Source organism: Mesorhizobium sp. NFR06 (assembly GCF_900115245.1).
GTDB lineage: Bacteria > Pseudomonadota > Alphaproteobacteria > Rhizobiales > Rhizobiaceae > Mesorhizobium.
This window is the reverse complement of record NZ_FOVT01000002.1, coordinates 301184-319735: the sequence shown is the minus strand read 5'-3', so window position 1 is coordinate 319735 and position 18552 is coordinate 301184. Positions and strand designations below refer to the sequence as shown.

Sequence of the window (18552 nt, the reverse complement as noted above, 5' to 3'; positions counted from 1 at the left end):
GCGGGACCTAGAAAAAAACAAGGCCCGCCTGGGAGACGACGCTTAACAAGAGAGCGGCTGCCGAAACACAGCTTGGCGCGCGCCACTTGATGTGGCCGATGCCGGCCAACATCCATAGGGGAACCACGACCATGAAGACACTCCGAAACTGCCTGACAGCCACGGTCAGCGCCGGCCTGCTGGGCCTGGCGCTTGCCGCCCCTGCCGACGCGGGCGCCATTCGCCTCGGCATGACCACATGGGTGGGTTACGGACCGCTGTTTCTTGCCCGCGACCTCGGCTACTTCAAGGAAGCCGGCGTCGACGTCGACCTGAAGGTCATCGAAGAATCAGCGCTCTACATGGCGGCAGTGGCCGGCGGCGACCTCGACGGCGCCGCCTCCACTGTCGACGAGTTGATGAAATACCGCTCGGACGAGCTCTGCTTCAAATACGTCCTTGCGCTCGACGACAGCCACGGCGGCGACGGCGTCGTCACGCAGGCCGACGTCAAGTCGCTCAAGGATCTGAAAGGCCAACCCGTCGCCTTGAACGAGGGCTCTGTTTCCGAATTCTGGTTCAACGTGCTCCTGAAAAAGGAAGGCATGACCGAGGACGATGTCAGCGTTACCAACATGACCGCCGACGATGCCGCGACGGCCTTCATTGCCGGCCAGGTTCCCGCCGCCGTGACGTGGGAGCCGCACCTCACCGAAGTCCGCAAGGGCGGAAAGGGAAAGGTGCTGATCGATTCCACGACCACCCCCGGCCTGATCGTGGACGTGATCGCGCTAAAATGCGACCTGATCGAGAAGCATCCCGAGGACGTCAAGGCGCTCATCAAGGGCTATTACAAGGCGGTCGAATACATCAAGACCAACCCGGACAAGGCCTATGAGATCATGGCCAAGGGTATTGGCGGCTATCTCGAGAAGCCAGAGGATTTCGCCGCCGGGGCCAAGGGCGTGCGCTACTACGACCGCGCCCGCAACCTGGAATTCTTCGGCACGCCGGAGAAGAGCGAGGCGTCCGACCTGGTGAACTTCGCGCAGGACATCTGGGGCAAGGCCGGCAAGCTCAAGATGACGATCGACGCCAAAACCATCCTGGACACCGGTTTCATCAAGGAACAGTGAGCCCTCGAGATCGTCGGGCCGGCCGTTTCGAGCCGGCCCGTTTCTCGAGCGCCAAATTGCGCGCCCAAATCAACGGAGGCCATCCTATGGCACAGAGGCGGACGGCGTGGACGCGCCTGACGACCCCATTCGCCAACATTCCCGCCAGCACCGCAACGACACTCGCGTTGGCGATGTGGGTGGTCGTGATCGGCGGCTGGGCTTTGCTGTCCTATGGCCGCGTCGTGCCGAACATGTTCCTGCCGACGCCCGGGACCGTGCTCGAGACGACTTACCGCATGTCCCTGGACGGCAGCCTTTTCTACCACACTTTGACCAGCGCCAAGGTGGTGATCCTGGGCTTCATCGTGTCCTCGGTGATTGCAGTGCCGCTGGGACTGTGGATGGGGACCTACCGGGCGGTGCAGGCGCCGCTGGAGCCGCTGGTCAATTTCATCCGCTACCTGCCAGTGACGTCCTTCGTGCCCCTGTTCATCCTGTGGATCGGCATCGGCATCGAGCAGCGCATCGCGGTCATCTTCTTCGGCACCTTCTTCCAGCAGCTCGTGATGATTTCCGATTGCGCGCGCGGCGTTTCCAGGGATCTGGTCAACGCTTCCTACACTTTGGGTACCAAGCGCAGCGAAGCGGTGTGGCACGTGATTTTTCCCGCCGCGCTTCCCACGATCCTCGACACGCTTCGCGTCACCATGGGGTGGGCCTGGACCTATCTGGTCGTGGCAGAGCTCGTCGCCGCATCGAGCGGCCTTGGCTATATCAGCCTCAAGGCGATGCGCGGCTTCCAGGTCGATGTGATCTTCATGGCGATCGCCGCGATCGGGCTTCTGGGTCTTATCACCGACACGGCATTCCGCATTATTCGAGCGAGGGTCGCGCCATGGGCACCTTGATTTTGAACGCAACCTTGCAAACCGCAGTCGGATCAAGGATGGCAATGACCGAAACCGTCAAGGCGAGCAATCCAGCCGGCACCGCCCATGCAACCGGCGATGTGCGTTCGACCGGCACCGCGATGGCCATCGAAGACGTGACACTGCGTTATGGCGACGTCAACGGCGTGCTGGCGCTGGACGATGTGTCGCTGAAGGTGGCCAAGAACGAATTCTGCGTCATCGTCGGCCCTTCGGGGTGCGGCAAATCCAGCCTGCTCTATCTCGCCGCCGGCCTCAATGACGCGACCTCGGGCGTCATCAAGGTCGATGGCAGGGAAGTGATCGAACCCGGCCCCGACAGGGGCATGGTGTTCCAGAGCTACACCTTGTTTCCCTGGCTCACGGTGCGCGCCAACATCGAGTATGGGCCGAAGCGCAAGGGACTGCCCGCGGAGCAGCGCAGGCAGATCGTCGACCAGTATCTCAACGAGGTCGGCCTTGCGCCCTTTGCGGATCACTACCCCGCGCAGCTGTCCGGCGGCATGAAGCAGCGCGTGGCGATCGCGCGCGCCCTTGCCAACGACCCGGCCGTTCTGCTGATGGACGAGCCCTTCGGCGCGCTCGACAGCCAGACGCGCGGCACCATGCAGAAGCTGCTCCTGCGCGTCTGGGAGCGGCAGCAGAAAACGGTGCTCTTCGTCACCCACGATATCGACGAGGCGCTGGTTCTGGGCGATCGCGTTCTGGTGATGACGGCGCGGCCCGGCAAGATCAAGGCCGAGATCAAGGTCGACATCCCGCGGCCACGTTCGATGGACGTGATCCTCGAACCCGATTTCATCGCGCTCAAGCGCCGCATCCTGGGCCTTCTGCACGACGAGATCGACGAGGATCATTAGGTCTTCGCGACCGAGCTTCGCTCCTCCTTCGCCCTGGCATGACGACGGCGGGAGGCTTCAGCCAATCCCGGACGTTTGCGACGGGTCGCCGAAACAGCGGTGACCTATTTGCCGCCGTTCCGCGCCGAGCCTCTGATCATCTCCGAGGCCTTTTGTCCGATCATCATGCTTGGCGCGTTGGTGTTACCGCCGATCAGCTTCGGTATGATCGAGGCGTCCGCGACCCGGAGCCCGTCCACGCCCCGCACCTTCAGCGTTGCCGGGTCCACCACTGCCATCGCGTCCGTTCCCATCTTGCAGGTTCCGACCGGGTGATAGACCGTCAGCGCTTCGGCGCGCAGATAGGCGAGGATCTCGTCATCGGTCCGGACATCCTTGCCCGGCAGCATCTCCTTGCCCCGCACTTCGTCGAACTCGGACGAGGCAAAAATCCGGCGCGCGATCTTGATGCCTTCGACCAGCACCATGGCGTCGTCATCATGTGTGAAGAAGCGGTGGTCGATGAGGACGTCCCGGCGAGTGCTGTCGCGTGACAATTTGATTTCGCCGACGCTTTTCGGCCTGAGCACGCAGGTGTGAATGGCGTAGCCGTGGCCGTATTCGATCAGCCTGCCGCGATGGCTGCGATAGCCCGGCACGAAGTGGAACTGGATGTCTGGCAGGCCGTTCGCGTGCCTGGTTTTCGCGAAGCCGCCTGCTTCGACATAGTTGGTGGTGAGCATGCCCTTGCGGCGCGCGAAATACTGGAAGGGCGCTGCCGCGATGCGGGGCAGGTTGGCAAGCGAGAGGCCAAGCGTCCTGGTGCTCCTGGAGCGCACGGTGATCATGCCGTCGACATGGTCCTGCAGATTCTTGCCGACGCCCGGCAGGTCGAGAACCGGCGTGATGCCGATCTGCCCGAGCTCGGCTGCCGGGCCGATGCCGGACGCCATCAGGATCTTGGGCGAGTTGATGGCGCCGGCCGAGAGCACGATCTCGCGGCTGGCCGAAAGTATCTTTTGCCCGCCGTCATGCCGCACGCGGATCCCGGTCGCGCGCCTCTCGGCGATGACAAGGTCGACCACCTCGCATTGGCTGAGTAAAGTCAGGTTCTTGCGACCAAGCACCGGACGCATGAAGGCGCTGAAGCTGCTGAAGCGCCGTCCCCTGTCCTGCGTGACGTTGTAGATCCCGACGCCGAACTGGCTTTCGGCGTTGAAGTCCGTGTTGACGGGCAGGCCGGCATTTTCGCCCGCCTTGACGAACATGCCGGAAAGCACGTTCGGATCGCGCGGATTGTCGACCAGCAGTTCGCCGTCGCTGCCGTGATAGCGCGGATCCTGGGCGAGCAGATTGCGCTCCAAGTTCCTGAACACGGGCAGCACATCGCGATAGGCCCAGCCGTCGCAACCGAGGCTGGCCCACTCGTCATAGTCCTCGGCGGCGCCGCGAATATAGACCATCGAGTTGATCGAGCTCGATCCGCCCAGCGCCTTGCCGCGGTTGACTGGAATGCTACGGTTGTTGAGACGGGGCTGCGGCACGCCGACATAGCAATAGTCGTAGTTCGGGTTGCCGTAGAGCGACAGGATGCCAGCCGGCACTTTGACCCGCAGGCTGTCATCGCTGCCGCCGGCCTCTATCAGGCAGACGCGGACGGACGGATCGGCGCTCAGCCGATTGGCCACCACGCAACCGGCCGAACCCGCGCCGACGACGATGTAGTCAAAACTTTCAGTCTTCATGCCCAGCCCTTCGATGATGCCGGCGTCCGAGGCATGGCGGAACGGGCCGCCGCGAAGGCGCATCGCTGCACCGAAACCCCGCCGTGCCGACATATATCCGGCTTCGCTCGCCACCTCGTGCGGCGCTGTCGATCCGACCGGCAGGACTCTAGGTGCGTCTATCGGCGCGAGAAATTCGGAAATGGTTACGCGTGACTTCGGAGATTCGTTATGGGCGCCCGCCGGCACGTGCTGCTACTTGTGGGCGCTAGTAGCGAAGCGGTCGGATGGCGCAGCCTGACTCCCATCCGCCAACTGCCCGAGATCGTTTTATCCTGCGCGGCGGAAGCTGTCGATTGGTCAGAAGAGGACTGAGCATGTCGGTTGAGAAGATAGACACGCTTGTCGTTGGCGGCGGCCAGGCGGGGGTGGCTATGAGCGAGCACCTGAGCAAATGCCGGGTGCCTCATCTCGTTCTCGAACGCAGCCGGATTGCCGAGCGCTGGCGCTCGCAACGGTGGGACTCCCTAGTTGCCAATGGCCCGGCCTGGCATGATCGCTTCCCGGGCATGGAATTTCCGCTGACGGGTCCCGACGGCTTTCCTTCCAAGGAGGAGGTCGCCGACTATTTTGTCGCCTACGCAAAGCAGATCAATGCGCCGATCCGCTGCGGCGTCGAGGTCAAACTCGTGCAAAGAAATGTCGGCCGTCCGGGATTTCGCGCCGAAACCTCGGATGGCGTGATCGAGGCAAACAGCGTCGTCGCCGCAACCGGGCCATTCCAGGTCCCCGTCATTCCGCCCGTTGTTCCCGGCGATGCGGGAGTTCTGCAAATTCATTCCAGCGCCTACCGCAATCCCGCGCAATTGCCGCAAGGCGCGGTGCTGGTGGTTGGAGCGGGATCCTCGGGCGTACAAATTGCCGACGAGCTGCAGCGCTCGGGCAAACGCGTCTATCTCTCGGTCGGTCCGCACGATCGACCGCCGCGCGCCTATCGCGGGCGCGACTTCTGCTGGTGGCTGGGCGTGCTCGGCAAATGGGATCTCGAAACCCCGGGACCCGGCACGGAGCACGTCACGATCGCGGTCAGCGGCGCACGCGGCGGCGAAACGATCGACTTCCGCCGTCTGGCCGCGCAGGGGCTTACGCTGGTCGGCATGACCAAGACGTATCAGGACGGCGTGATGAGCTTCGCGCCCGACCTTGCCAAAAACATTGCCCGCGGCGACGCCAGCCTGATGTCGCTGCTGGACGAAGCCGACGCCTATGTCGCGCGCAACGGTCTCGACCTTCCGCAAGAGCCCGAGGCCCGGCGGATCGACCCGGATCCGGAATGCGTGACCAATCCGATCGCCAAGCTCGATCTGGCCGAGGCCGGGGTGACGGCGATCATCTGGGCGACGGGCTTTGCCGTCGATTACAGCTGGCTGAAGGTCGATGCCTTCGACGAAAGGGGCCGGCCAAGGCACCAGCGCGGAGTTTCGACGGAGCCTGGGATCTATTTCCTTGGGCTGCCCTGGCAGTCGCGCAGGGGGTCGAGTTTCATCTGGGGCGTCTGGCATGACGCCAAGCACGTGGCCGACCGTATTTCGACGCAGCGCAAATATCTGGCCTACCACGCCGCCGCGACGCGCGAACCCGTGGATGCCTGAGCAAAGCTGACGACCGCTGCAAGCCAGACCTGATGGAGACCAAGATGGCGCACACGCGAATTCGCAAATTCAACACCAAGGATACCTATCCCGAGCAGAAGCTCGACAATGATCTGTGCCAGGCGGTCGTCACGCGCGGCGGTCGGACCGTCTATCTGCGTGGCCAGTGCCCGCAGGATCTCGACACCGCCAGGACCATCGACAGTCACGATCCGGTCGAGCAGACCCACAAGGTCATGCAGAACATCAGGCAGCTCATCGAGGAATGCGGCGGCACGATGGAGCATCTGGTGAAGGTGGTGGTCTACCTGACCGACGTCCGTCATCGCGAGGCCGTCTACCGGACGATGGGCGAATACATCAAGGGCGTCCACCCGGTTTCGACCGGCGTGGTCGTGTCGGCCCTGGCGCGGCCGGAATGGCTGGTCGAGATCGACGGCACCGCCGTGATTCCGGATTGAGCGGCATGACCTTCTCCATCGTCGCGCGTTGCAGGCGCACTGGCATGTTCGGTGTAGCGGTGTCGTCGTCGTCGCCCGCGGTCGCCGCCCGTTGTGCGTACGCGCAGGCCGGCGTCGGCGCAGTCGCCAGCCAGAACGTCACCGACCCGACGCTCGGGCCGCGCGCGCTGGAATTGATGGGCCGCGGCGCTTCCGCCACCGAGGCCGTCGCGATCATCAAGCGCACGGCCGCTTTCAGCGAATACCGTCAGGTGCTGGCGGTCGATATGGGCGGCGGCAGCGCCATCCATTCGGGACCGAAGGCGCTCGGCATCTGGGCCGAGGCGCGCGGCGAAGACGTCGCCTGCGGCGGCAACCTGCTTGCCAATGACAAGGTTCCGCAAGCGATGGTCGACGCCTTTCTCGCTTCCGAGGGCGATCTCGGTGATCGGCTGATCGCCACGATGCGCGCCGCGCTTCGTGCCGGCGGCGAGGCGGGGCCTGTCCGCTCGGCCGGCATGAAGCTGGTGCGCGATGTGTCATGGCCGGTCGCCGACCTGCGTTGCGACTGGACCGAGGACTGTCCGATCGAGCAGCTGGCAGGGCTGTGGGAGATCTACAAGCCGCAGCTCGATGCCTATGTCACCCGCGCCCTCAACCCGTCCGACGCGCCGAGCTACGGCGTTCCCGGCGACGAGTAGTCCGACCAGTTCTGGAGCCAGCATGAGCGAACTCAGCCACAGGGAATGGGTCGGCAAGGCGTCGGCGATCCGTTTCCGCGACAAGGCCTTCATCGACGGCAAGGCGGTTCCGGCACGCTCCGGCCGGACCTTCGCCAGCATCAATCCGGCCACGGGGGCGACGCTCGCCGAGGTCGCGTCCTGCGGTGAAGAGGAGATCGACCTTGCCGTCGCTGCGGCGCGGCGCAGTTTCGAGGCCGGCGTCTGGTCGCGAACGAGCCCCGCGCATCGCAAGCAGGTGCTGCTGCGGCTGGCTGAGTTGCTGCGCGAGAACCTGCAGGAGCTTGCTCTGCTGGAATCGCTTGACATGGGCAAGCTGGTCAGGGACGCCGCAACCATTGACGTGCCCGGCTCGGCGGCGATCTTCCAGTGGTACGCAGAGGCGATCGACAAGGTCTATGACGAGGTGGCGCCGACGGGCCAGGGCGACCTCGCTCTGGTGCGGCGCGAGCCGCTCGGCGTGGTCGGCGCCGTGGTGCCGTGGAATTTCCCGCTCGACATGGCGACCTGGAAATGCGCGCCGGCGCTGGCGGCGGGCAATTCGGTGGTGTTGAAGCCGGCCGAGCAATCGCCGTTCTCGGCGCTCAGGCTGGCGGAGCTTGCCATGGAGGCGGGGCTGCCCGCCGGCGTGCTCAATGTGGTGCCCGGCCTTGGCGAGACCGCGGGCCAGGCGCTTGGCCGCCATATGGATGTCGATTGCCTTGCCTTCACCGGGTCGACAGCCGTCGGCAAGATGTTCCTGCAATATTCCGGCCAGTCGAACATGAAGCAGGTCTGGCCGGAGACCGGCGGCAAGAGCCCCAATCTGGTGTTCGCGGATTGCGGCGATCTGGATGCGGCGGCCGACATGGCCGCCTTCGGCATCTTCTTCAACCAGGGACAGGTTTGCTCGGCCAATTCCCGGCTGCTGGTGCAGCGCAGCGTCAAGGATGCGCTGGTGGAGAAACTGGCGGAGCGCGCGGCGGCGACGCAACCCGGCGACCCGCTCAATCCGGCATCCAGGATGGGCGCGATGGTGGACGCGCGGCACGCCGCTACCGTGATGCGTTTCATCGATGGCGGCAAGAAGTCGGCCAGGCTGGTTGCCGGTGGCGATCGGGTTGCCGTCGATGGGCGCGGCAGCTTCGTGCAGCCCACCATCTTCGACAATGTCTCGCCCGACGATCCGCTTGCCCGTGACGAGATCTTCGGTCCGGTGCTGTCGGTCATCGCCTTCGACAGCGAAGACGAAGCACTTCGGATTGCCAATGACAGCATCTACGGCCTGGCGGCATCGCTGTGGACCGACAGCCTGTCGCGCGCCCATCGCCTCGCCGAGCGGCTTCGGGTGGGCACGGTTTCCGTGAACACCGTCGATGCGCTGAGCCCGATGACGCCCTTCGGCGGCTTCAAGCAGTCCGGCTTCGGGCGCGACCTGTCGCTGCACGCGCTCGACAAATACACCGCGCTGAAGACCACCTGGATCAAGTACTGAGGAGCGGCCACGACTTGATTGCTGCGATCAAACGGTCATCATAGCCGCCCATGCCGCTCCGCTTCACGCTCAGACAACTCGAGTATTTCGTCGCCGTCGGCGAAGCGGGGTCTATCGCCAAAGCGGCCGAGCAGGTGAATGTCTCGCCGCCGTCGATCTCGGCGTCGATTGCCCAGCTCGAGGCCGAGTTCGGCGTCCAACTCTTCGTGCGCAAGCACTCGCATGCCCTCGCTCTGACCGCAGGCGGTCGCCTGTTTCTCAAGGAAGCTGCGCGCCTGCTCAACGACGCCGACGCGCTGCACGACATTGCCGGCGATATCGCCGAGAAAGTGCGCGGACCGCTGGCGATCGGCTGCCTGCTCACCTTCGCGCAGATCGTGCTGCCGGCGTTGCGCCGTAAATTCGAGGACGCCTATCCGGATGTGCGCGTCCGGCAGTTCGAGCGCAACCAGGGGCAATTGTTCGAGATGCTGCAGCGTGGCGAAATTGATGCCGCGCTGACCTACGATCTCGAACTGTCGCAGGACATGACCTTCGAGCCGCTGATGCAGCTGCCCGCCTATGTGATGCTGCCGGCTGCGCATCGCCTGGCGGGAAGGGCGGGCATCACGCCCGAGGAACTGGTCGATGAGCCGATGGTCCTGCTCGATCTTCCCTACAGCCGGGAGTATTTCCTGTCTGCTTTCCAACCCAAGGGCCTGCGGCCCAGGATCGCCGAGCGCACCGGCGACATCGCCGTGATGCGCTCGATGGTCGCCAATGGCTTCGGTTACGGCATCGCCAATATGCGGCCCCTCAACACCATGTCACCGGACGGCAAATTGCTGGTCTTCGTGCCCCTGCTGGGCGATCTCAGGCCGCTGATGATGGGAATAGCGCTCCCGAACGCCGAGCACCGCACGCTGACGGTGCAGGCCTTCATCGACCATTGTCGCCGCTTCGTCGTCGAGCAAGGTGTCTTCGGCACCGAGCGCATCGTCAAATGAGGACGGTCACGGCCAGCCGTCGGCGAGCCGCGACAGCAGTCTTTCCAGCATCTCGTCGCAGCGCCGCAGCTGTTCCAGGCTGACGAATTCGTCCGGTTTGTGCCCCTGCGCCATCGAACCCGGTCCGCAGACGACGGCGGGGGAACCGAGATCGCGGCTGAACAATCCGCCTTCCGTGCCGAAAGCGACTTTCATCGTGCTGTTGGCGCCGGTCAGCGATTTGACGAAGGCCACCGCTTCCGAAGCGGGCGGCGTGTCGAGGCCTGGATAGGTGTTGTTGATGTCGATGTCGATTGCGGCTTCGGGGGCGATCGAAGCGGCGTCGGCGGCAATGCGCGCGGCAGCAATGCGCAGCCTGTCGAGAATGCCGGCGGCATCGTCGGCGGCAACGTTGCGGATCTCGAAATCGACCTCGCAAAGGTTGGGCACGATGTTGAGCGCCACGCCGGCGTTGATCTTGCCGACATGCACGGTCGTGTAGGGAATGTCGTAGTCGCCGTCGCGAGCGCCTTCGCTGGCCAGCCGGTCCTGTTCGTCACGCAAGGCGCGCACGAAGTCGCAGCCGAGATGGATGGCGTTGAGCGCCAGCGGAGCCAGCGCCGAATGGCCTTCGCGTCCCCTACAGATGGCGCGAGCGGCGAGCTTGCCCTTGTGCCCGGTCGCCACCTGCATGCTGGTCGGCTCGCCGACGATGCACAGCAGCGGGCGTTGCGGCGCCGCGCTCAGCATTTCGATCAGGTCGCGCACGCCGAGACATCCGACTTCCTCGTCGTAGGAGAGCGCCAGGTGCAAGGGCGTGCGAAGCGTCATCTTCGAGGCCATGAGGCCCGCCGCGAGCGCGCAGGCGACGAAACCCTTCATGTCCGCCGCGCCGCGCCCGTAAAGCCTGCCGTCGCGCGCCGTCATCGCGAATGGCGGCAGCGTCCAGTTCTGGCCGTCGACGGAAACGACGTCCGTGTGGCCGGACAGCATGATCCCGGGCTTGTCGGCCGGTCCAACGGTGGCAAAGAGGTTGGCCTTGTGGCCGTCGGCGCTATGGATGATCCGGCAGGCAATGCCGTTTGCTCCGAGCAGGTCCGCCGCATAGCCGATAAGGTCGAGGTTCGAGTCGCGGCTCACTGTCGGGAAGGCGATCAGCCGTTCGAGGATCCTGATGCTGTCCATTTTCTTGTCTCGTTGCCGCCACAGGCTGTGTAGCATCACGCGGCGCCGGGCCTGAAGTCGCATTTGGCTCAGCGCCGGTTCATTTGAGACTAATCCGCGCAACGGCGGTTAGGCGCGTCCTAATCCGCACAGAAGAATTCCGTAGTTTTCCCGCGCCGGCGCCAACTTATGAGTAGTCTCCAGAGCATCGGCAGCGCCGAGCCGACTGGAAGGAAGTTTGATGCGCGACCCACGCTACGACATTCTGTTCGAGCCGATGAAGATCGGTCCGGTGACCGCCAAGAACCGTTTCTATCAGGTTCCGCATTGCAATGGCGGCGGCTATCGCGATCCTTCCGCCGCGGCCGAGATGCGCCGCATGAAGTCCGAAGGCGGATGGGGCGTCATCTTCACCGAGCAGACGGAGATGCACCACACCTCCGAGATCACGCCCTTCATCGAGCTGCGGCTCTGGGATGACGCCGACATTCCAGCGCTGGCCAAGATGGCCAATGCCATGCACGAGCACGGGGCGCTGGCCGGCATCCAGCTCGCCTATTCCGGTATCAACGGTCCCAACCTCTACACCAAGGAGGTCCCGCGCGGGCCGTCGGCCCTGCCGATCCGCACCTTCACCAACGACCCGGTGCAGGCGCGCGCCATGGACAAGCAGGACATCCGCGATTTGCGCCGCTGGCACCGCAACGCCTTCAAGCGTGCCAGGCAGGTGGGTTTCGACCTGGTGTGCCTCTATGGCGCGCACGGCTTCGGCATCATCCAGCACTTCCTGTCGACCGCCACCAACCAGCGCAACGACGAATATGGCGGCTCGCTGGAAAACCGCTCGCGGCTGATGCGCGAGCTGATCGAGGAAGGGCGGGACGCGATCGGCGACACTTGCGGCCTGACGCTCAGGCTGTCGCTGGACGAGATGATCGGCGAGCTTGGCTTCGCCAATTCCGAGGTGCGCGACATGATCGAGATGCATGCCGATCTGCCGGATCTGTGGGATCTCGCCCATGGCGCCTGGGAGGATTGCTCCGGGCCGTCGCGCTTCAAGGAAGAGGCGGCGCAGGAAAGCCTGGTCTCCGGCATCAAGAAGCTGACCTCGAAGCCGGTCGTCGGCGTCGGCCGCTTCACCTCGCCCGACGTGATGGTGAGGATGATCAAGTCCGGCACGCTCGACTTCATCGGCTGCGCGCGCCCGTCGATCGCCGATCCCTTCCTGCCGAGGAAGGTCGAGGAGGGCCGCATCGAGGACATCCGCGAATGCATCGGCTGCAACATCTGCGTCACCGGCGACATGACGATGTCGATCTCGCGCTGCACGCAGAACCCGACCTTCATGGAGGAATGGCGCAAAGGCTGGCATCCCGAGCGCATGCAGGCAAAGGGCGACAGCGACAGCGTGCTGATCGTCGGCGCCGGACCTGCCGGACTGGAGGCCGCCCGCGCGCTCGGCCTACGCGGCTACCGGGTGGCGATAGCGGAAGCCGGCAGTGAGCTCGGCGGCCGCGTGGCGCGCGAATGCCTGCTGCCGGGCCTGTCGGCCTGGGGCAGGGTGCGCGACTATCGCCAGTACCAGCTCAGCCAGATGCCGAATGTCGACATCTATTTCGAAAGCCGGCTGTCGGCGGACGATATCCTGTCCTTCGGCTTCCAGAACGTCGCCGTCGCGACCGGCTCGACCTGGCGGCGCGACGGCGTCGCGCGCGCCCATGTCGTGCCGATGCCGATCGATCCCGCCATGCCGGTCTACACGCCCGACGATCTGATGGGCGGCGAAATTCCCTCCGGCAACGTCGTGCTGTTCGACGACGACCATTACTATATGGGCGGCGTTCTCGCCGAGCTGATGGCGCGTCGGGGAGCGGAGGTGACCCTGCTGACGCCATCGGCCTATGTCTCCGACTGGACCCGCAACACGCTGGAGCAAGGGGCGATCCATCGCCGCCTGGCGGAACTCGGAGTGAATATCGTCCTCAACAGGACCGTCACGAGTATCGCCCCGGGCGGCGTTACCACGGCCTGCGTCTATACCGGCGCGAAACAGGAGTTAACGGCCGATGCCGTCGTCCTGGTCACATCACGCAATCAGGACGACGCCGTTTGGCGCGATCTCAAGGCGCGCGAAAACGAATGGGCCGGCAACGGCATTCGTTCGGTCAAGGTCATCGGCGATGCCGAAGCGCCGGGACCTATCGCCTGGGCGACCTATGCAGGCCACCGCTTCGCCCGCGAACTGGACGAACCCGATATCGGCGACACGTTGCCTTTCCGACGGGAAGTGGCGGCGCTGGCGGCGGAATAGACAGTCGGAGGGATCTTGACGATGCCCCTGGTTGTTTGCACCGAGCAATAGGGCTCGATGATCGCGGACGCCACGCGTGGCCGGCGAGCTATGGACGTTCCTTCCGGGGCCTGATCCAGCAAGCGCTTGTGTTGAAAGGAGGGCTAAGCGTGACTGGTCTACGCCCTGTCACGTTTGGACGCGAATAGCTGCAGTCCTCTCGGCCGCCGGCGGCTCGCCGACCCATGGGCGGATTAAAGCAGCCACCGAGATGGTAACGGCCAGCGCCAAACAACGAACAATTATATACGCAAATTCAAATCGTTAGATGTTCCAAAAAACGCATGTTTGAGCTTACCTTGAAATTTAGCGCTTAATTACAATGGCTTCGAGAAATTTGGTAGCGGGAGACCGTTCTCTCCGTTAGCAACACTGCCTCCAATACCTTTTGAAATCATTGCCGCTGCTTAGAGACAGCACGTTTCGCGGGACGAAGCGGGGATATAGCGAGACACGGTCGTCCCAGAATAGAGACAACGTTCGCAAGTCTCCGCTCGATGTGCCCGCCTCGACAGATAGCCTATGCATGTCAGCCGGTTGGCTACTTGAACATCCTAGAATTTCGAGGTGTCCTCAGGTTGGCACTGCAGGGTGGATTATCGGAAAGAGACATACTCAGCAGCAAGCGTGTCCCCGAACAGGCCATCCAATGTCCCTGTGGAGCGAAAGCTTCCGTTTTTCGGTCGATTTAGTTCGCATGCTGAGCGATAGTTGCCCGAAGGCTCGAGGTGCGCTTCCTCGCGGGATGGCCGCTGGACACGGCAGCCAACCAAAGGCTACGCGGGCCCAAACTCGCCATCCAAGAACGAGTAGTGTTCTCCAAGGGGATGCCAAGGTGAGTGATGGATCGGTGCAACGCAGATTGGCAGCCATCGTCGTCGCTGACGTAGTCGGCTATTCCCGAATGATGGAAGCGGACGAAGTCGGCACTCTGAAAGTCCTCAAGGATCGACGAAAGAGCGTGCTTGAGCCGGTGATCCGATCTCACGGGGGACGCGTAGTCAAGCTGATGGGTGACGGCGTTCTGATAGAGTTCGCCAGCGCCGTGAACGCAGTGGCCGGTTCGCTTGAGCTTCAGCAGAAAATGGCGGAGGCGAACGTCGCGTTGCCGGAAGCGCATCAAGTAACTCTCAGGATCGGCATAAATCTGGGGGATGTGATCGGCGAAGGTTCCGATATCTATGGCGACGGCGTCAATATCGCAGCACGGCTGGAGGGCCAAGCTCGCCCCGGTGGCATATGCATGTCAGACAAAGTGTACAACGAAATTCGCGGCAAGGTTGATGTCATTGCGGAAGACCTCGGCCACTTGCAACTTAAGAACATAGGTACACCCATCAGGGCCTTCGCGGTAACTCCCGCTGGAGCGACGCATGCCGTTGCGCCAACCAGCGGCGAGGAATTCACAACCGTCGCGGTTCTGCCGTTCGTCAATATATCGGGTAACCCCGAACAAGACTATTTCGCGGACGGGATCACTGAGGACATCATTACCGAATTGAGCCGGTTCAAGAACTTAGCCGTTGTAGCTCGGAACACCGCGTCTACCTATAAAGGCAGCTCAATAGACTTGGCCGAGGTGGGCCGCAGATTGGGGGTAGATTTCGTGGTGGAAGGAAGTATTCGGCTGGCAGGACAGCGTATGCGCGCCACCGTTCAGCTGATCGATGCGCAAACCGGCTCTCACGTCTTCGCCGAGAAGTTTGACCGCGAAATGACCGACATATTCGCGGTGCAAGATGAAATCGTCGATTGCGTTCTCGGTCGGCTCTTTTTCAATTTGCAAGATGCCGCCGGGACCAAACGCGCGAAAAATCCCACGACGAGCGTGTCGGCGTATACATCATGGCTCAAGTCTCATGCAGCTTGGCGCAACGGCGATGAGCGGCTTGCTCGCGAACACATGACTGAAGCCATTCGCATCGATCCTCACTATGCGCCCGCGCATGCTGCGCTCGCCCTGCTGTACGCTTATTGGCGGTTTAGCGAGCCTAACTCATCGACCGATGCTCAGCTTGATCGGCAGGCCCAACAGTTCGCGAAACAGGCAATCATAGCCGACAAGAATGACCCGTACGTCCTCACCAGCGTTGCCTCATGTTTTGCGATGGCCGGTCAGATCGGTGAGGCTATGCGTTACTCCGACATGGCAGCGGCGATGAGCCCTCGGGACGTCAATGTCCTGCTCGCGCGGGGCTGGATCATGTCCTTCGCAGGTCGGCACCAAGAGGGGCTGGAACTCGCCAAGCGAGCATGCAAGCTGGAGCCGCTTCTACCTCCTGCATTCGTTTCCAGCCTCGGGGACTGCTACTACCTAGCGCGTGATATGGATGCCGCCCTCGCAGCGTACAGAACCTTGATCGATGCGCCCTACTTTTTCAAACTAAACGAGGCAACCTGCCTAGCTCACCTCGGAAGGACAGACGAAGCGCGGCAGATAGTACAGGAGGCACCGGAGACTTTTGATACAGCTGTGCACGCTCACATCTGCGCAAAGATGTGTGCTCTTGGTGAGGACAGGGCGTTCGTCCTTGACGGCTTTCGTCTAGCGGGAGTGCCTGTCTGATGGGGCCAATGCTCCAACGGACAGCATCTATCGGCTAAGCTCGAAGCCCACTGGTGTGAGGTTACCCGATGTCGATCCGCGAGGAGTTGCAAACCGTCTACGATGCTTACGCCGCTGCTTATCGCACGAAAGACGCTGCCGGTTGCGCCGTGATCTTCACCGATGACAGTGAAGCCTTCTCGCCCTACGCGCCTCCCGCGCGGGGACGGGCGGCGATTGAGGCTCTCCACTCAGAATGGGTGAAGATCGGCGGCGAGGACAAGGAACTCAGAGTTGTCGAGGCAGGCGTTTCAGGCGATCTTGCTTGGTGCTTGACCGAGTACTCAGACGGGCAGGATTTGGGGACCTCGCTGAACGTGTTCCAGCGGCAAGCCGACGGACGATGGCTGATCCGCATCTGTAGCCTAAACAGTCTTGAGCACAGCCTAACCAGCAGTCGCTAAGTCCGGGTCGCCAGTCCTTCACGCTGGCGAGTGGGAAGCTGCAAAACGGGTCGATTTAGTTCGCATGCTTGGCGCTAGTCTGCCATGCCTAATGGTGGGAAACAGGTTGTGGTCCTCCCTCAAAATTGGGAGACCGAGATGTTGCAACCCCTACCGCTGCTTGACCCCGCCGATCCCGCCTTCCGGATGCTGGCGTCCGACTACAAAGCCCCAACTCCCGAGCCACTGCACACGTCGCCATGGGTCGCTATGTCTGCGATGCAGAAGGGCATTCGTCGGGGTGATGTCGATCTGGCTACCCGAGCCGCCGTGACCCTGTTGAAGGTCGATCCCGCAAAGCTATGGCGCAGGATCGCGGGGATAGTGGTCGAGGACATCGGCCTTGCCGACCTTGAATGCATCAGGCTGGTCATTCCCGCAACGGTTGGCAGGACCTTGCGTCGCGAGTTTGGCGGGGAGCACCGAGTAGCCAGTCTGGTTGTTGCCCGGATGTGCGAGGCGAAGAAATGCAGAGCTGGTGACGACCTGTTCATCGCAATCAGCCACCATCACCGGCTTGATGCCCTGCGGGGTGCTTTGGCGCGTGAGGAACTTTGGCAGCATCTTGCCCACATCCGGGAACGGCGTGCGCTCCTAGGAGCTTCCCTCGCGGCGCTACACGCGTCCGGCACTCGTTGGAATGGACCAAGCAACAGCAGGCGCGAGCCCTTCTCCGCGACTTGATCTGGTGCCGTCGCCCACGGAATGAACAGACCAAGACAACGGTTACTCGGCGGCTGTTTTGGGCTTACCTTGAAATTTAGCGCTTAATTACAATGGCTTCGAGAAATTTGGTAGCGGGAGAGGGACTTGAACCCCCGACCCCAGGATTATGATTCCCGTGCTCTAACCAACTGAGCTACCCCGCCAGGGTGGCAAATGGCTCGAAAAAACCGTGGGTATTTCGAGGCGTTCGCCGAGGTCGCGCGGATATAAGGTTGCGAGGGTGAGCCTGTCAAGCTTGGAAGCGGCGACATGTCGGCATAATCTGGCCGGCACAATCTCATCCCAGAAAAGCTTTGCCGGTGAGACACTCAGCGCATGCCTCGGGGTTGAGTTCGGCGGGGCACGTCGCTATGTCTCGGCCATGAAATTCTAGAGTTTGAGCGAATGAAGCCGCGCATCGCCGTCCTCGGTTGCGGATACTGGGGCAGCAACCATATCCGCACCCTCAAGGCGCTTGGCGCGCTGCATGCCGTCTCCGACGCCAACCGCGCTCGGGCAGAGGGGTTCGCCAGCGAGCAGGACTGCCTGGCGATCGAGCCGGACAAGCTGTTCGACCGCGCCGACATCGACGCCATCGTCATGGCCTTGCCGCCGCAATTTCATGCCGACACCGCGGTGCGCGCCGTCGAAAGCGGCAAGGACGTGCTGGTGGAAAAACCGATCGCGCTGACGGTCGCAGACGCCGAGCGTGCGGTGATGGCGGCAAAGGACAATGGCCGCGTTTTCATGGTCGGCCATGTGTTGCGCTTCCACCCGGCGTTCGAGACGCTGAAGGCGCTGATCGACAATGGCGAGCTCGGCGAGGTGCGCTACATCCATTCGCACCGCCTCGGCCTCGGCAAGTTCCATACCGAGAACGATGCGCTCTGGGACCTGGCGCCGCACGATCTGTCGATGATCCTCGCCATCACCGGCACCGAGCCGATCGAGGTGAGGGGCGAGGGGGCAGCGCTGCTCGACAATCTCAGCGACTTCGCGCATCTGCATATGCGCTTTCCGAACGGCCTGCGCAGCCACCTCTTCGCCTCGCGCCTCAATCCTTATCGCGAGCGGCGGCTGACGGTGGTCGGCACCAAGGCGATGGCGGTGTTCGACGATGTCGAGCCCTGGGAGCGCAAGCTTGCCGTCTACCGCCACGCGGTCTGGCAGGACAGCGGCCAGTGGGCCTTCACGGCCAACGAGCCTTCCTATGTGCCGGTCGGCGAAGGCATGCCGCTGACCCGCGAGCTTGCCCATTTCATGCAATGCATCGAAACCCGCGCCGAGCCGCGCACCGACGGCGAGGAAGCGATCAGGGTACTGCGCATCCTGACCGCCGGCACGGTGATCCATACCGGCTCATCCGCCTGAGCCTGTCCTGAAGCAGCGGGAACCGCTCGGTAAAGGCCGGGCAGCCTGAAAACC

15 protein-coding genes and 1 tRNA gene are annotated in these 18552 nt (G+C 63.0%); 12 read left to right on the top strand and 4 right to left on the bottom strand.

Annotation, left to right across the window (positions count from 1 at the left end; genetic code table 11):
* Nucleotides 1-131 precede the first annotated feature (131 nt).
* The 3 genes from F3H96_RS05715 (at nucleotide 132) to F3H96_RS05705 (ending at nucleotide 2886) form a co-directional block, all read left to right on the top strand.
* A complete protein-coding gene (locus tag F3H96_RS05715; RefSeq protein WP_149790955.1) occupies nucleotides 132-1115 on the top strand; it encodes an ABC transporter substrate-binding protein in 984 nt (327 codons plus the stop codon).
* Between the two features lie 86 nt (nucleotides 1116-1201).
* Nucleotides 1202-2005 (top strand): ABC transporter permease, encoded by an 804-nt coding sequence (locus F3H96_RS05710; RefSeq protein WP_149790954.1) that lies wholly within the window; start codon nucleotides 1202-1204, stop codon nucleotides 2003-2005.
* Nucleotides 2006-2127: 122 nt separating this feature from the next.
* A complete protein-coding gene (locus F3H96_RS05705) occupies nucleotides 2128-2886 on the top strand; it encodes an ABC transporter ATP-binding protein (RefSeq protein WP_244619924.1) in 759 nt (252 codons plus the stop codon).
* 104 nt (nucleotides 2887-2990) lie between these two features.
* Here the strand turns inward: F3H96_RS05705 and F3H96_RS05700 are convergent, their stop codons facing one another.
* Nucleotides 2991-4673 (bottom strand): GMC family oxidoreductase N-terminal domain-containing protein, encoded by a 1683-nt coding sequence (locus F3H96_RS05700; RefSeq protein ID WP_244619913.1) that lies wholly within the window; start codon nucleotides 4671-4673, stop codon nucleotides 2991-2993.
* A 293-nt stretch (nucleotides 4674-4966) separates the two neighbouring features.
* Here F3H96_RS05700 and F3H96_RS05695 point away from each other — a divergent pair, with 293 nt between their 5' ends.
* The 5 genes from F3H96_RS05695 to F3H96_RS05675 are packed head-to-tail and all read left to right on the top strand — an operon-like array spanning nucleotide 4967 to nucleotide 9881.
* A complete protein-coding gene (locus F3H96_RS05695; protein WP_149790952.1) occupies nucleotides 4967-6241 on the top strand; it encodes an NAD(P)/FAD-dependent oxidoreductase in 1275 nt (424 codons plus the stop codon).
* A gap of 44 nt (nucleotides 6242-6285) precedes the next feature.
* Entirely contained in the window at nucleotides 6286-6702 is a 417-nt protein-coding gene (locus F3H96_RS05690; protein WP_149790951.1) for a RidA family protein, read from the top strand.
* 5 nt (nucleotides 6703-6707) lie between these two features.
* The gene (locus tag F3H96_RS05685; protein WP_149790950.1) at nucleotides 6708-7382 is read left to right on the top strand and encodes a DUF1028 domain-containing protein; all 675 of its coding nucleotides are present in this window, start codon (nucleotides 6708-6710) and stop codon (nucleotides 7380-7382) included.
* Nucleotides 7383-7404: 22 nt separating this feature from the next.
* Nucleotides 7405-8895, top strand: coding sequence for an aldehyde dehydrogenase (locus F3H96_RS05680; protein ID WP_149790949.1), 1491 nt, complete (start codon nucleotides 7405-7407; stop codon nucleotides 8893-8895).
* A 50-nt stretch (nucleotides 8896-8945) separates the two neighbouring features.
* Nucleotides 8946-9881, top strand: a complete 936-nt coding sequence (locus F3H96_RS05675) for a LysR family transcriptional regulator (RefSeq protein WP_149790948.1) — start codon at nucleotides 8946-8948, stop codon at nucleotides 9879-9881.
* Between the two features lie 6 nt (nucleotides 9882-9887).
* Here F3H96_RS05675 and argE read toward each other — a convergent pair whose 3' ends face one another.
* On the bottom strand, nucleotides 9888-11045 hold the full coding sequence (gene argE, locus F3H96_RS05670) for an acetylornithine deacetylase (protein ID WP_149790947.1): 1158 nt from the start codon (nucleotides 11043-11045) through the stop codon (nucleotides 9888-9890).
* Between the two features lie 220 nt (nucleotides 11046-11265).
* Between argE and F3H96_RS05665 the strand changes: the two genes are divergently transcribed.
* The 3 genes from F3H96_RS05665 (at nucleotide 11266) to F3H96_RS05655 (ending at nucleotide 16383) form a co-directional block, all read left to right on the top strand.
* Nucleotides 11266-13335 (top strand): NAD(P)-binding protein, encoded by a 2070-nt coding sequence (locus F3H96_RS05665; RefSeq protein ID WP_149790946.1) that lies wholly within the window; start codon nucleotides 11266-11268, stop codon nucleotides 13333-13335.
* 874 nt (nucleotides 13336-14209) lie between these two features.
* The gene (locus tag F3H96_RS05660) at nucleotides 14210-15940 is read left to right on the top strand and encodes an adenylate/guanylate cyclase domain-containing protein (RefSeq protein WP_188131300.1); all 1731 of its coding nucleotides are present in this window, start codon (nucleotides 14210-14212) and stop codon (nucleotides 15938-15940) included.
* A gap of 68 nt (nucleotides 15941-16008) precedes the next feature.
* Nucleotides 16009-16383, top strand: a complete 375-nt coding sequence (locus F3H96_RS05655) for a DUF4440 domain-containing protein (RefSeq protein WP_149790944.1) — start codon at nucleotides 16009-16011, stop codon at nucleotides 16381-16383.
* Nucleotides 16384-16722: 339 nt separating this feature from the next.
* On the opposite strand, the gene F3H96_RS05650 is transcribed toward F3H96_RS05655, so the two are convergent.
* Together F3H96_RS05650 and F3H96_RS05645 are read right to left on the bottom strand one after the other, a co-directional pair.
* On the bottom strand, nucleotides 16723-16986 hold the full coding sequence (locus F3H96_RS05650) for a hypothetical protein (RefSeq protein WP_149790943.1): 264 nt from the start codon (nucleotides 16984-16986) through the stop codon (nucleotides 16723-16725).
* Nucleotides 16987-17214: 228 nt separating this feature from the next.
* A tRNA-Met gene (locus tag F3H96_RS05645) sits at nucleotides 17215-17291 on the bottom strand.
* 241 nt (nucleotides 17292-17532) lie between these two features.
* Here F3H96_RS05645 and F3H96_RS05640 point away from each other — a divergent pair.
* Nucleotides 17533-18498, top strand: coding sequence for a Gfo/Idh/MocA family oxidoreductase (locus tag F3H96_RS05640; RefSeq protein WP_149790942.1), 966 nt, complete (start codon nucleotides 17533-17535; stop codon nucleotides 18496-18498).
* The last annotated feature ends 54 nt before the right edge of the window (nucleotides 18499-18552 follow it).

Coding starts and splice junctions, on each gene's coding strand:
- F3H96_RS05650 (WP_149790943.1), bottom strand. CDS start 16,986: ATGCTGCCAAAGTTCCTCACGCGCCAAAGCACCCCGCAGGGCATCAAG.
- F3H96_RS05710 (WP_149790954.1), top strand. CDS start 1,202: ATGGCACAGAGGCGGACGGCGTGGACGCGCCTGACGACCCCATTCGCC.
- argE (WP_149790947.1), bottom strand. CDS start 11,045: ATGGACAGCATCAGGATCCTCGAACGGCTGATCGCCTTCCCGACAGTG.
- F3H96_RS05715 (WP_149790955.1), top strand. CDS start 132: ATGAAGACACTCCGAAACTGCCTGACAGCCACGGTCAGCGCCGGCCTG.
- F3H96_RS05665 (WP_149790946.1), top strand. CDS start 11,266: ATGCGCGACCCACGCTACGACATTCTGTTCGAGCCGATGAAGATCGGT.
- F3H96_RS05685 (WP_149790950.1), top strand. CDS start 6,708: ATGACCTTCTCCATCGTCGCGCGTTGCAGGCGCACTGGCATGTTCGGT.
- F3H96_RS05690 (WP_149790951.1), top strand. CDS start 6,286: ATGGCGCACACGCGAATTCGCAAATTCAACACCAAGGATACCTATCCC.
- F3H96_RS05705 (WP_244619924.1), top strand. CDS start 2,128: ATGGCCATCGAAGACGTGACACTGCGTTATGGCGACGTCAACGGCGTG.
- F3H96_RS05640 (WP_149790942.1), top strand. CDS start 17,533: ATGAAGCCGCGCATCGCCGTCCTCGGTTGCGGATACTGGGGCAGCAAC.
- F3H96_RS05695 (WP_149790952.1), top strand. CDS start 4,967: ATGTCGGTTGAGAAGATAGACACGCTTGTCGTTGGCGGCGGCCAGGCG.
- F3H96_RS05680 (WP_149790949.1), top strand. CDS start 7,405: ATGAGCGAACTCAGCCACAGGGAATGGGTCGGCAAGGCGTCGGCGATC.
- F3H96_RS05700 (WP_244619913.1), bottom strand. CDS start 4,673: ATGCGCCTTCGCGGCGGCCCGTTCCGCCATGCCTCGGACGCCGGCATC.
- F3H96_RS05675 (WP_149790948.1), top strand. CDS start 8,946: ATGCCGCTCCGCTTCACGCTCAGACAACTCGAGTATTTCGTCGCCGTC.
- F3H96_RS05655 (WP_149790944.1), top strand. CDS start 16,009: ATGTCGATCCGCGAGGAGTTGCAAACCGTCTACGATGCTTACGCCGCT.